10 protein-coding genes are annotated in these 13478 nt (G+C 65.3%); 8 read left to right on the top strand and 2 right to left on the bottom strand.

The window, feature by feature from the left end:
• Positions 1-82 precede the first annotated feature (82 nt).
• From WDB71_RS04600 to WDB71_RS04580, 5 genes are read left to right on the top strand one after another with little or no spacing between them, the layout of a single operon-like run.
• Entirely contained in the window at positions 83-2245 is a 2163-nt protein-coding gene (locus WDB71_RS04600; RefSeq protein WP_341503466.1) for a tetratricopeptide repeat protein, read from the top strand.
• 23 nt (positions 2246-2268) lie between these two features.
• Positions 2269-3819, top strand: coding sequence for a diguanylate cyclase (locus tag WDB71_RS04595; protein WP_341503465.1), 1551 nt, complete (start codon positions 2269-2271; stop codon positions 3817-3819).
• A 14-nt stretch (positions 3820-3833) separates the two neighbouring features.
• Positions 3834-5192, top strand: a complete 1359-nt coding sequence (gene ppnN / locus WDB71_RS04590) for a nucleotide 5'-monophosphate nucleosidase PpnN (protein ID WP_341503463.1) — start codon at positions 3834-3836, stop codon at positions 5190-5192.
• Positions 5192-5950 (top strand): flap endonuclease Xni, encoded by a 759-nt coding sequence (gene xni / locus WDB71_RS04585; RefSeq protein ID WP_341503462.1) that lies wholly within the window; start codon positions 5192-5194, stop codon positions 5948-5950. Before ppnN ends, xni begins: the two co-directional genes overlap by 1 nt.
• Entirely contained in the window at positions 5947-6624 is a 678-nt protein-coding gene (locus tag WDB71_RS04580; protein WP_341503461.1) for an SDR family oxidoreductase, read from the top strand. The genes xni and WDB71_RS04580 overlap by 4 nt, the downstream gene beginning before the upstream one ends.
• A 29-nt stretch (positions 6625-6653) precedes the next feature.
• On the opposite strand, the gene WDB71_RS04575 is transcribed toward WDB71_RS04580, so the two are convergent.
• Positions 6654-9392, bottom strand: a complete 2739-nt coding sequence (locus tag WDB71_RS04575; RefSeq protein WP_341503460.1) for a prolyl oligopeptidase family serine peptidase — start codon at positions 9390-9392, stop codon at positions 6654-6656.
• Between the two features lie 235 nt (positions 9393-9627).
• Between WDB71_RS04575 and WDB71_RS04570 the strand changes: the two genes are divergently transcribed.
• The 3 genes from WDB71_RS04570 to WDB71_RS04560 are packed head-to-tail and all read left to right on the top strand — an operon-like array spanning position 9628 to position 12351.
• Complete coding sequence (locus WDB71_RS04570) at positions 9628-10635, top strand: isocitrate dehydrogenase (RefSeq protein WP_341503459.1); 1008 nt, start codon at positions 9628-9630, stop codon at positions 10633-10635.
• Between the two features lie 48 nt (positions 10636-10683).
• Entirely contained in the window at positions 10684-11364 is a 681-nt protein-coding gene (locus WDB71_RS04565) for a DTW domain-containing protein (RefSeq protein ID WP_341503458.1), read from the top strand.
• Between the two features lie 51 nt (positions 11365-11415).
• Complete coding sequence (locus tag WDB71_RS04560; RefSeq protein WP_341503457.1) at positions 11416-12351, top strand: sensor domain-containing diguanylate cyclase; 936 nt, start codon at positions 11416-11418, stop codon at positions 12349-12351.
• Here the strand turns inward: WDB71_RS04560 and WDB71_RS04555 are convergent.
• Positions 12348-13460: a membrane dipeptidase gene (locus tag WDB71_RS04555; protein ID WP_341503456.1), complete on the bottom strand. Its 1113-nt coding sequence runs from the start codon at positions 13458-13460 to the stop codon at positions 12348-12350. The genes WDB71_RS04560 and WDB71_RS04555 overlap by 4 nt on opposite strands.
• Between the last annotated feature and the right edge of the window lie 18 nt (positions 13461-13478).

Here is a 13478-nt window from a genome sequence, read left to right as displayed (position 1 = left end):
TAAAGCCGCCAATGGTATCAGCCTGGGCGGGGACAACAACGGCTTGCTCGACTGCCGGCCACATAAAAACGATTAACAGGCGATGAAAAAGCTTCTCCTTACCCTCCTGCTGCTCGGCCTCAGTCAGCCCCTGTGGGCCGTGGCGCGCCATGACCTGGATCAGGCACGCCGGGAGGTGTCCTTGGATCCCGAAGCCGTGCTGGCCAAGCTGCCGTCCTGGCAGGCACAAGCCGCCAGGGATCCGGTGCTTCAATTCGAGCTCAAGCTGCTGGAAGCCTGGGCGTTGATGGCCATCCACGACGACGACCAGAGCCTGCTGGACATCAAGACCCAGTTGAACGCCCGTGAAGCCAGCATCACCGATCCCCTGCTGCGGGCCGACTACGCCCTGTTCATCGCCATTGAAGAAGGCCAGAACCACCATAACTTCGATGTCGCCGAACCGGCGCTGGAGCGGGCCCTGGCCTATTGCCGTCCCCTGGACAGCATCCGCGCCCAGAGCCTGTGCGCCGACGCGGCCTGGAGCGCCGCCAGCTACTACCTCTACACGGGCGACCAGAACAAGGCCAGGCGCCTCATCGACGAAAGCAGCGATCTCGCCAAGCTGGCCTCGCGCAGCGACATCCTCATCGAACTGCGCCTGCTCAAGGCCGTCCTCTATCGCCAGGACAAACGTTTGGGCGAGGCGGTGCGGGTGCTGGACGAAGCCAAGGCCCTGGCCCAGCGCCACGGCTACGAGGAGAAACTGGCCGAAGCCATGAGCCGCCAGGCCCTGGTCTACAAGTCCCTGGGCCGTTTCGATGAGGCGGAAAACCAGCTGCTGGAAGCGGTCAACCTGTTCCAGAAACAGGACAACCCCTTCCAGCTGGCCCAGACCTTCAACTACCTGGGCACCCTTTACGACGAGGTGGGACAGAGCGATCAGGCCCTGCTGCAGTTCCTCAACGCCCTGGAGCTGGAGCAGCGGCAGCAAAGCGTCCGCCAGCTGGCCGTGGCCAGGCTGCTGTTCAACGTCGGCCAGTCCTACCGCAAGCTGGGCGAGCTGGACAGGGCCAAGGAATACCTGCTCCAGGCCCAGGGGGAATTCAGCCGCCTGAACTCCACCCTCTACCTGCCCCATGTCCATTACGAGCTGGCCTTGGTGGCCCGGGCCCAGGGCCAGCCCGATCAGGCCCTGGCCCGGATCCAGCTGGTGCAGGAGCTGGCCGGCAAGCACGATCTGGTCAGCGACGACCTGTTCCGCGACGCCCTGACCCTGGGCCAGGCCATCCACGAGCAGCGCCACCAGTGGCAGCAGGCCCTGGACATGGCCAAGCAGATCATTGCCATGCCGGTGCAGTCCCAAACCAAGGCCGCCATCACCTATTCGGTCAAGCCGGCCCAGACCACCAGCCAGCCCCAGCAGGACGTCAGCCAGGCACGCACCCTGGAGCGGGTGCTCTTTGTACTGATCCTGGCCCTGCTGGCCCTGGTCATCTGGCTGACCGGCCGCCACCGCCGGGCCGAGCGCCATGAGCTGGCCGAGCTGCGCCAGCGCCAGGATCTGCACCCCAGCTCTGGCCTGGCCAACATGGGCGCCTATTTCAAGCTGGCCAATAACCTGCTCAAGGAGCTGAAGCTGGCCCTGGACATCGGCAACCTGTCCCTGGCCGCCCAGCCCAGCCAGCCCCTGTCCGCCATGCTGATCCGCCTGCCGGGCCTCACCGACGGCTACGAGCACCTGGGCTTCCAGGCCTTCAGGCAGCGCAGCCGGGTCCTGGCCAAACGCCTGCGCGATACCTTTGCCGACGCCCGCCTGCTGGCCCAACCCTCCCGTGACTACCTGCTGCTGGTCCTGCCCTGCAGCGGCCCCGGCCAGGAAGAGGCCCTGTTGCGCCGCATCAAACAGGAGCTGGATCAGGCCTGCCATAATGCCGGCCTCAACACCGGCCGGCTGCGCCTGGGGGGTACCTACCTGCCGCTGCTGCCCCACCACCCCAGGGTGGGCGATGCCGAGACCCTGCTGGACATCCTGCTCTATGCCCTGGAGCTGGCAGACAGCGCCAACACCAAGGACGATGCCATCTGGCTGGTGGGCCAGAACTGCACCCTGCCCTCGGCCCTGGCCGCGCCCATCCGCCAGAGCCTGAGCGAGGCCCTGCGCAACGGCACCATCAAGGCCCAGGGCGTGTCCTTCGGCTGGCTCATGAAGGAGCTGGACCGGCAGAAAGATGCCAATGAACAAGATGAGTTACACTGCCACTAAGGCAGCCAAAGGATTTGCAGGACATGAGCGACCCCATTGATTTGGAAGGAAAACTGAGGGAAAGGTTGGCTGCGACCCTGAAACAGACGGAGCTGCTCAAGCAACGCCAGGACCAGAGCCACCAGATGCTGCTGGCGCTGCTCAAGCACCTGGACCACGCCTGCCGGGGTATCGACCAGGAGCTGGATGACAGCCTGCAGCGCCTGCGCCAGCTGCTGGCGTCTCCCCAAGTGCTGACCGAACGCCATGCCCAGCTCCAGCAACTGTCCGGCCGCCTGGCCGGCCTGGAGGACCGTGGCGAACAGGCCTACCAGCAGTGTCACCGGCTGATCAGCGATGCCCTGCGCCAGCTGCAGCGCAACAATCACCTGCCCGGCGATCTGCGCCGGGAGGTGCGCAGCCTGCTGATGGACATGGACATGCCGCGGCTCAGCCTGTACCGGCTGCTGCCCCTGCTCAAGGAGACCCTGTCGCTGCAGTTGCGCCTCCTCAGCCTGCGCCAGCGCAACACCGGCGCCGTCGGCAGTTTCAGCAGCGACGACAACCGCAGCACGGTCGACAAGCTGATGGAGCTGATCTCCCGCCTCAACCTGGGCGGTGCCGATCACGAGCTGCAGGACATCCGCCGCCGCCTGCTGGCGCCCCTGGATCAGCATGAACTGCAGGCGCTGTCGCTGGACTTCCTCGACAGCCTGGTCAAGATCATCGAGGCGGAGCGCAGCGCCTCCAGGGAGTTCCTGTCCAACCTCACCCAGGCGCTGGGCAAGGTCCACGACAAGTCGCTCAAGGTGCTGGCCAGCCACCAGGCCGACGGCAAGGCCCAGGACCGCCTCAACCAGGCCCTGAGCGACAAGCTTGGCGCCCTGATGGCGGCACTGGAAAGCGGCGGCGACACCCGCCAGCTCCAGCAGGACATGAGCCGGCACCTTGGCGAGTTCGCCGAGCTGTTCACCGAGAAAACGGCCCTGGAAGCCAGCCAGCGCCAGGCCCTCGACGACCAGCTGGAGAGGCTGCACAACAAGATCAGCCAGCTGGAAACCGAGTCCCAGGCCTACATCAACAAGCTGTCCCAGCAACGCACCCTGAGCCTGCGTGACAGCCTGACCCAGATCCCCAACAGGGCCGCCTTCGAGGAGCGGCTGAGCATCGAATACAAGCGCTACCAGCGCTTCGGCCATGCCCTGTGGATCGCCATCATCGACATCGACCACTTCAAGCGCATCAACGACACCTTCGGCCATACCGCCGGCGACAAGACCCTGAGGGTGGTGGCCAACGCCATTCGCCGCACCCTGAGGGACACCGACTTCGTGGCCCGCTTCGGCGGCGAGGAATTCGTACTGCTGCTGCCCGAGACCCGCGACGATGTGGTGCTGCGCCCCCTGGAAAAACTCCAGGAGGCGATCCGCAGCATCCCCTTCAAGTTCCGGGACCAGGACGTGCGGATCACCATCTCCATCGGCGCCGCCAAACTACAGGGGGCCGAGCGCCCCATGGAATGCTTCGAACGGGCCGACCAGGCCCTCTACGAAGCCAAGCATGCCGGCCGTGACAAGGTCGTGGTCGCCCGCTGACAGGAATTTCGCGGATGATAGTGCAGATCAGCCCCACCGGCAGCATGAACCTGCTGTCGCAACTGGAGGTCGACAGCCTCAAGCAGACCTCCCAGTCCAACATCTACCAGTTGTTCCGCAACTGCTGCCTGGCGGTGCTCAACTCCGGCAGCCACACCGACAGCTCCAAGGAGATCCTGGAGCGCTACAAGAGCTTCGACGTCAACGTGCTGCGCCGGGAGCGGGGCGTCAAGCTGGAGCTGATCAACCCGCCGGAGGACGCCTTCGTCGACGGCGAGATCATCCGCGGCATCCAGGAACACCTGTTCTCGGTGCTCAGGGACATCGTCTACCTGGCCTCGCGGCTGGAATACGCCCAGGACTTCAACCTCACCGACTCCAGCCACATCTCCAACCTGGTGTTCGCGGTGCTGCGCAACGCCGGGGTGCTGCAGCCCAGGACCGAGCCCAACATGGTGGTGTGCTGGGGCGGCCACTCCATCGGCGACGACGAATACTGGTACAGCCGCGAGGTCGGCCACCAGCTGGGCCTGCGCAGCCTCAACATCGTCACCGGCTGTGGCCCGGGCGCCATGGAGGGCCCCATGAAGGGCGCCACCATAGGCCACGCCAAGCAGCGGGTCGGCCCGGGCCGCTATGTGGGCCTGACCGAGCCCTCCATCATCGCCGCCGAGCCCCCCAACCCCATCGTCAACGAGCTGGTGATCCTGCCGGACATCGAAAAGCGCCTGGAGGCCTTCGTGCGCCTGGCCCACGGCATCATCATCTTCCCCGGCGGGGTCGGCACCGCCGAGGAGCTGCTGTACCTGCTCGGCATCATGATGCACCCGGAGAACCACAAGCAGGCCCTGCCGGTGATCCTCACCGGCCCCAGGAGCGCCGCCTCCTATTTCCGCCGCCTGGATGAATTCGTGGCCGCCACCCTGGGCCCGGAGGCCCAGAACCTCTACCAGATCATCATCGACGATCCCGAGCTGGTGGCCCGCCACATGAAGGCGGCCATGCCCGACGTGCACGCCTACCGCCGCGCCATGGGCGACGCCTACCACTTCAACTGGTCGCTGAAGATAGAGCCGGAATTCCAGCTGCCCTTCGAGCCGACCCACGACAACATGGCGGCCCTGTCCCTGCACCCGCACCAGACCAAGGTGGAGCTGGCCAGCAACCTGCGCCGGGTCTTCTCCGGCATCGTCGCCGGCAACGTCAAGGAGGCGGGGATCCGCGCCGTGGAGCGCTCAGGCCCCTTCCGCCTCGACGGCGACAAGACGCTGATGAAGCAGATGGACAGCCTGCTCAAGGGCTTCGTCCAGGATGGCCGCATGAAGCTGCCCGGTACCGCCTACCACCCCTGCTACCAGCTGGTGTCCGCCTGATGAGTCCAAGACCCCACCTGGTGCTGTTCGACGCCCTCAATGTGCTGAGACGGCTGCATGCCGCCAATGCCGGCGCCGTCATGGACGGCGCCCGCCAGGCGGTGCAGCGCTGCCTGAAGGGGCTCCAGGCCAGCCACGGCCTGGCGGTGTTCGACGGCCAGCAGCCCTCCTGGCGCTACCGGCTCTATCCCGCCTACAAGGAGGGGCGGCCGCCCATGCCGGCCGATCTGGCCGAACGGCTGCCCGCCATCCAGGATGCCTGGCTGGAGCAGGGCATAGATTCGCTGCTGCCCGCCCAGGACGAGGCCGACGATGTCCTCGCCAGCCTGGCCATCGCCGCCCGCTGCCACGGCGTCAACGTCACCATCATCTCCACCGACAAGGGCTTCGGCCAGCTGCTGCCGGCCGGGGTGGCCCAGTTCGACGCCTTCGGCCGCCGCTACCTGGACGGCCAGCACTGGCAGCACAAGCTGGGGGTGAGCCCGGTGCAGCTGGTGGACTACTGGGCCCTGGTCGGCGACAGCACCAACAAGGTGCCGGGGGTGCCCGGCATCGGGCCCAAGGGCGCCACCCAGCTGCTGGCCGCCCATGGCAGCCTGGACGCCATGCTGGCCAGCGATCCTGCCGACAAGGCGCTGCAGAAGGTCAAGGACCACAGCGACGCGGCCGAACTGGCCAGGACCCTGCTGAGCCTGAAGGTGGACCTGAAGCTGGATCTGCAACTGAACCAGATGAGGATCAAGGAGCGCGCGTCATGAACATACTGATCACCGGCGCCAACCGCGGCATCGGCCTGGCCCTTGCCCGCCACTACAGCCAGCAGGGCCATCAGGTACTGGCCTGCGTGCGCCGCCCCGGCGATGCCGTGGCGCTGGCCGCCCTGGACGGCGTCAAGGTACTGGCGCTGGATGTCAGCCAGGACGACAGCATCCAAAACCTGCAGGCCAGGCTGGCCCAGACGCCCATCCAGCTGCTGATCAACAACGCCGGCGTCTACGGCCCCAGCCCGTCCAACCTGCACGACCTCAAGCGCCGGGACTGGCAGCAGGTGATGGACGTGAACCTCTATGGCCCACTGCTGCTGACCCAGGCCCTGATCGACAACCTCAGGCAGGCCGGGAGCGCCAGGGTGGCCTTCATCAGCTCCAAGATGGGCTCCATCGGCGACAACGGCTCCGGCGGCTGCCTCATCTACCGCTCATCCAAGGCCGCCCTCAACGCCGCCGTACGCAGCCTGGCCCTGGATCTGGCCCACGAGGGCATACTGGTCGGCCTCTACCACCCCGGCTGGGTCCAGACCGCCATGGGCGGCCCCAACGCCCTGATCGACACCGCCACATCAATAGCCGGCCTGGCCCAGCGCATCGAGGAGCTCAGCCTCGGCAACAGCGGCCAGTTCCTCGCCTACGACGGCAGCCCCATCCCCTGGTAACGAAAAGCCCCGCACTGCGGGGCTTTTTACTAGTCCTTTTTCTTGCCGGGCCGGAAGGCCTCGCCCTGGGACCACCAGGCCGGGGCCGGGGCGCCCTTGAGGTGGTGGTCGAAGAAGGCCTTCATCTTCAGCGTGTAATCCACCTTGTTGGGGTATTGCTTGAGATGGTGGGGCTCGCCCTCGTACTGCAGCATCACCACCGGCTTGTTGAGGCGGCGCAGCGCCAGGTACAGCTCGATGCCCTGCTGCCAGGGCACCGCCTCGTCCTGGTCGCCGAACTGGATCAGCAGCGGCGTGTTGATGCGATCCGCATAGAACACCGGCGAATTCTCGATATAGAGCTCGGGGGCTTCATAGAGGCTGGCGCCGATGCGGCTCTGGCCCTGCTCGTACTGGAACTGCCTGGCCAGACCCGTGCCCCAGCGGATGCCGGAATAGGCGCTGGTCATGTTGGACACCGGCGCCCCGGCCACGGCGGCAGCGAAGAGGTCGGTCTGGGTGATGGCGAAGGCGGTCTGGTAGCCGGACCAGGAATGGCCGTGCAGGCCGATGGCCTTCTCGTCGGCGATGCCCATGTCGATCAGTTTCTGCACCCCGGGCACCAGCGCCGAGGTGGCGGAGTCGCCCGGCGTGCCCACGTCGAAACGGATATCGGGCAGGAACACCGCGTAGCCGTTGCTGGTGTACCAGGCGAAGTTGGGCCTGTGATTGACCTTGAACTCGTTGAACTGGTGCAGGCGCGGCGTGAAGAAACGGTAGTAGTAGACCAGCACCGGGTAACGCTGGCCTTCCTGGTAGCCGGCCGGCTTGATCAGGATGCCCTGCAGCTTCCTGCCGTCCAGGTTGCGCCACTTGACCAGCTCCGGCTCGCCCCAGGCCAACTCCCGGGTGACCGGGTTGACCTCGGTGAGGCGGCGGGCGTCGCTGAAATCGCTGGTCACCCAGAGATCCGGGAACTCGTCGAAGGCCTCCCTGGTGTAGATCAGGGTATCGGCGTCCCTGGCCTTGGCCACGAAATTGTACTGGTGGGCGGACACCTTGAGCGGCTTGATGCCGGCCCGGCCCAGCACCAGGCGGTAGAGGCCCTTGTGCTTTTCGTCGTCGTGGTAGCCACTCAGCAGCAGGGGCTGGCCCGGCCTGACGTGGGGGCTATCCGGATCCTGGCTTATCACCCGGTACTGGATGTGCGCCTTGCGGCCCTCGCCGCCGGTGAGGTTCTCGGCGCTGCCGTTGCTGCCCAGGCGCCAGATGTCGAACTTGTCGTAGAAGAGCACCGCCGACTCGTCGGCCAGCCAGGGGCCGGCGCCATAGCCCGGGGTTTCGGACGGGTAGTCGTGGTCCTCGTTGGCAAAGCTTATCGGCAGGCCGGCGGTCAGGGTCTGGGTCCGGCCTCGGCGCACGTCGTGCATGTGCACCTGGCCGCCGCGGTAGAAGACGGCGTAATGGCCCTGGGGGGAAATGGAGGGGGCGTCGCTTTCGGACTGGCGGCGCACGATCAGGTGCTTCTCGCCGGTGGAGAGGTTGATGGCGTAGTAGTCGCGGTAGAAGCCGGCCCAGGTCATCTCCCGTAAATAGGGCTGCTGGCTGGAGCCGAGCAGGTAGCCGCTCTGCTCGCCCAGTTCGAGGTCCGGCACGGTCCGGTCGGCCAGCTGCACGAAGCGGCCGTTGTTGAGGTGGAAGACGCCATAGTAGAAGCGCTTCTGCTCCTTCTCGAAGGCCTTGGCCTCGTTGGGCTTGATGCGCTGGTCGTCGCCGTGCCATACGCGCAGCTTGCGCCTGGCCTGGAGCTTGGTCAGATCGGTCAGGTCGGCGTCGGTCTCGAAGGCGCTGTCCGGCTCGGCCGGCTTGTCGGCCAGGGGCTTGCGGCCCACGAACAGGCGGCGGCCGTCCTTGGAGAATTTGAGCTCGTTGTGGTGGGGGACGAACCAGCCGTCCTTGGGCAGCTTCAAGGTCTTGAGCTTGCCGTCAAAGAGCAGCACCTGGTAGGCCCGCTCCGCCTCGTCCTGCTCGGCGGTGCCGCCAAGCAGCGCCAGGCGCCTGCCGTCCTCGCTGAAGGTCAGCTGCTCGTAGCGCTGGCCCTTGGCCTCGGCCAGCTGTTTGGCCTTGCCGTCATGGCGCCAGAGGCGGCCGGGCTGCTCGTCACGGGCCGGCTGGGCGTAGAAGAGCACCTGGCTGTCGGGCTGGAAGGCGAAGGCGTTGACGTTGGCCACCCGCTCCTGGGCGCCACTGCCCAGGGTGACGATCTTCAGCTCCCGGGCCGGCTCGTCCTGCTTGGCCTTGTCATCCTGGCCGTCCTGCTTGTCCTTGTCCGCATCGTCTTTTTGCTGCTCCAGCAGCAGCGCCAGGCGGCCGCCGCTGTCGCTGAGGGCGAAGCCCACCACGTCCTCAAAGCGGCTTTGGGCACCGCTTTGGCTGTCGACCACCACCAGCGCCTTCTTGGGCTCGTCGCCCTTCTTGGCGTTTTCCCGCTCCAGCAGCGGTGCCAGCTGCCAGAAGGCCACATAGCGGCCGTCCGGGGTCAGCACCGGCTCGGTGCCCCGGGCCACGGTCAGCTTCCTGTCGCTGTCTGTGAAACGGACCACGCCCGTGGCATCGCCCCGGTCCGGCTGAGCACTGAAGGCCAGCACCTGGCCGTTGTCGGAGAGACTGGGCTTGTCGATGGACCTGAAGGCCATCAGATCGTCCAGGGTCACGGGCCGGCCCTGGGCCAGGGCGGAGCCGCTGAGGGCGGCCCCCAGCAGCAGCGTCAAAAAGGGTTTGGCAAACATCCGCTTATCTCTTTAGTTATATGGCGGGAAGTCTAACAAGGGGCTAGATTGGGGACTACGCCAAGACCATCAATGGCCGTCAATTGGCGATAAGTCGAACAGACTGTCATGTGGAGACTAGGCTAGAAAAGTGTTATAAAAGCCGGCTTAATTTGGTCCGGGCTGGTCACACCAGCTACGATTTGGACCAGGCCCACACAGGAAAATCCGCGAAAGGCACGGAGTCAGTGCACTTATGAGCAAACAACGCATTACCGTCATCCCCGGCGACGGCATCGGTCCCGACATCGTCGACGCCGCCCTCAAGGTTCTGGACAAGGCCGGTTGCGAATTCGAGTACGATTTCGCCAAGGCCGGCCTGGCCGCCCTGGAAGAAACCGGCGAGCTGCTGCCCCAGGATACCCTGGAGCTGATCAAGCAGAACAAGGTGACCCTGAAAGGTCCCCTGACCACCCCGGTTGGCGGCGGCTTCACCTCCATCAACGTCAGCCTGCGCAAGCAGTTCCAGCTCTACGCCAACGTGCGTCCGGTGATCTCCTTCAAGGGCACCAAGAGCCGTTACGAGAACATCGACATCATCACCGTCCGTGAAAACACCGAAGGCATGTATGCCGGTGTCGGCCAGGTGGTGAACGAGGAGCGCACCCAGGCCGAGGCCATGAGCGTGATCTCCCGCGAAGGCGCCGAGCGCATCGTCACCTTCGCCTTCGAGCTGGCCCGTCGCGAAGGCCGCAAGAAGGTCACTGTGCTGCACAAGGCCAACATCCTCAAGTCCACCTCCGGCCTGTTCCTGGAAGTGGCCCGGGAAGTGGCCAAGGGCTTCGAGGACATCCAGTTCGAAGAGATGATCATCGACGCCGCCTGCATGAACCTGGTCATGTACCCGGAGCGCTTCGACGTCCTGGTCACCACCAACCTGTTCGGCGATATCGTCTCCGATCTCTGCGCCGGCCTGATCGGTGGCCTGGGCATGGCCCCGGGTGCCAACATCGGTAAAGATGCCGCCATCTTCGAAGCCGTTCACGGCTCCGCACCGGACATCGCCGGCCAGAACATCGCCAACCCCAGCTCCGTGATCCTGGCCTCCATCCAGATGCTGGAGTACCTGGGCATGCAGGACAAGGCGGAGAAGATCCGCAGCGCCCTGAAGGACGTCATCGAGTCCGGCGACCGCACCACCCGTGACCTGGGCGGCAGCGCCTCCACCACGGAGTTCACCCAGGCCATCCTGGATCGCCTCTGAGCACAAGGTGTTGAAGAAAAGGCCCCGCAAGGGGCCTTTATTGTATCCATGAACGCCGTATTGCAACTGAAAGCCGAGCTGCTCGAACAGAGCCGCCGCCCCTACCTGGCCCGGGGCTGTGCCGTGGCACGCTGCCCGACCTGCGCCCTGGTGCCCAAGCTTTGCCTCTGCCCCCACAGGCCAAACCTCAAGAGCCGGGTGGAATTCGGCCTCTTGATGCACCCCAACGAGCCCTACAAGCCGTCCAACACCGGCAAGCTGGTGGCCGATGTGCTGCCCGCAACCCGGGCCTGGGCCTGGCATAGAACCGAGCCGCCCCAGGCGCTGCTGGACTGGCTGGACGACAACAGCCTGATCGTCTTCCCCATGGACTATGTGCCACCCGAGCGCCAGCAGCCGGAACTGCCGGCCGGGCCCGTCAAGCTGTTGCTGCTGGATGCCACCTGGCAGCAGGCCCGTAAGATGCTGCGCACCAGCCGCTACCTGGATGGGCTGCCGGTCACCGGTATCTCGGACGCCGGCCTGTCCCAATACCGGCTGCGCAACCAGTACAAGGACAACCACCTGTGCACGGCGGAGGTGGCCGCCCTGATGCTGGACAAGGCCGGCGAAGCGGCCAATGCCCGGGCCCTTGAGTGCTGGTTCCAGGCCTTTTCCGGCCATTACCTGGCCGGCAAGCTGCAGCGCCCCCCGGATCCGGCCCTGGTCGAAAGTCTCAAGGGAAAATAGGAAAAAACGCCTTTACAGTGGCCTTGGCGCACGGAAATATTAGACAAAAGCATGATAAGGCCCCTCCCCTCCTTGTCCCAAAACGAACAATTGCAGGCAGAAAACGCCCGCCTGAGGCGTATTGCCGACGACGCCCGTGAAAAGCTGGATGCCGCCCTGGACGGCACCGGCCTGTGCCTGTGGCAGCTCGACGTGCCCACGGGCAAGCTGGTGATCTTCAACCGCCGTTGGGGCTCCATGCTCGGCTACCAGCCCGGCGAGATCAGCGCCCATTTCGACGAGTGGAAGGCCCGCCTGCACCCGGACGACGCCGAAGAGGTGCTCAGCGCCTTCTACGACCACCTGCACGGACGCTCCAGCTTCTACCAGGTGGTACACAGGATGATCGGCAAGGACGGCAAGCTGGCCTGGGTGGTGGACAGGGGCCGGGTGGTGGAGCGGGACGACAACGGCAAGCCGCTCAGGGTGATGGGCACCCATATGGACATCACCCAGGAAAAGCTTTACCAGGAGAAGCTGGCCCGGCTGGCCCACCAGGACCCCCTGACCGGCCTGGACAACAGGCTCAAGCTGCAGCAGCACTTCGAACAGGCCCAATCCCGGCCCCACTGGCAACCTTTCAGCCTGATCTTCCTGGATCTGGACGACTTCAAGGGCATCAACGACGATCTTGGCCACAAGGCCGGAGACGAGCTGCTGGTGCAGATAGGCCGGCGCCTCAGGCAGGCCTGTGGCCAGGCCCTGTCGGTGGCCCGCCTGGGCGGCGACGAGTTCGTGCTGCTGCTGCCCCAGGCCGGCTCAGGCAACCTGCTCGTCCAGGTGGAAAGCATCTTCGACCGCAGCTTTTTGCTGGACGGTGACGAAGTGCTGATCGGCGTCAGCCTGGGCATGACCACCATTGTGGAGCCAGACATCGGCTTCGAACAGGCAATGAACAGCGCCGATATGGCGATGTACGACCAAAAACGCCTGCGAAAGCGCGGTTAAACCAGCACCTGCCCCAATACCCGCTGCCAGTTGCCGCCGAGGATCCGCTCCCGTTCGCCCCCCTTGAAGCCGGCCCTGGCCAGGGCCTGGTCGATACGTTCGAAACGCTCGATATGGTTGAGCTCGGGGATCACCACATGGACAGGTTCGCGATCGAAGCCGAGGATGCCGCGCTGGCCCTGCATGCGCCACCAGTCCAGGTACTGCTTGACCCCTTCGGCGTTGTCGTTGCCCAGGGCCAGCAGGTTCTTCTGGCCCCTGAGCGGGTAATCGTTGGCAATGGCCACGGCGTCCATGCCGCCCACCTTGGCCACATGCCTGAGCTGGGCGATGAAGTGCTCGGTACCGGGCACGGCGTCATTGGTCAGCCAGAAGCTCATCATGAACACCCCGAACACACCACCGCTGTCGGCGATGGCACGGATCACCTGGTCCGGGCTGCACCTGGCGTTGTTGACGATGGCCCGGCAGGCACCGTGGGACTGCACCACAGGCGCCTTGCTGGCCCGGATGGCGTCCAGGGCCGTGGGCACGGCGCTGTGGCTGAGATCGATGAGCATGTTGCGGGCGTTGAGGAGCTCGATAAGGGCCAGGCCGTCCCGGCTCAGGCCCTTGGCGTCTTTATCCAGGGCGCCGCCGGCATAGCGGTTGCCGTAATGGTGGGTCAGCTGCAGCACCCTCAGCCCCAGGTCATGGAATTCGTCGACCTGATCCAGGCGCTCTTCCACGCAGTCGGCGCCCTGGATCTGGAAATAGAGAGCGCACTGATGATTGGATCTGGCCTGTTCCAGGTCGGCCGCCGTCCTGCCCAGGCGCAGCAGCCCGGGATTGTCCTGCACCCTTTCCAGGGCCGCCTTGATGCTCTTCATGCAGGCGTTGTAGGTGCGCTTGTAGTTGACGCTGCCGTCCGGCTGCTTCACCTCCTCGATGGCGGAGATATCGCAAATATAGCCGTCCAGTTTGGATGCCCGGATATCGTTAAGATCCTCGGGCAGGAAGGACAGGCCGTCGAAATAGAGGGGCTTGGCCGGCGTCACCCTGGCCAGGGCCGGGGCCATGCCCAGCATTGCCAGGGCGCCCAGGCCCTGGAGGAAGTGTCTACGCTGCATTGAAGATATTCTGGTTCG

This window comes from Gallaecimonas sp. GXIMD4217 (genome assembly GCF_038087665.1).
GTDB lineage: Bacteria > Pseudomonadota > Gammaproteobacteria > Enterobacterales > Gallaecimonadaceae > Gallaecimonas.
This window is presented reverse-complemented; position numbering and strand designations above follow the sequence as displayed.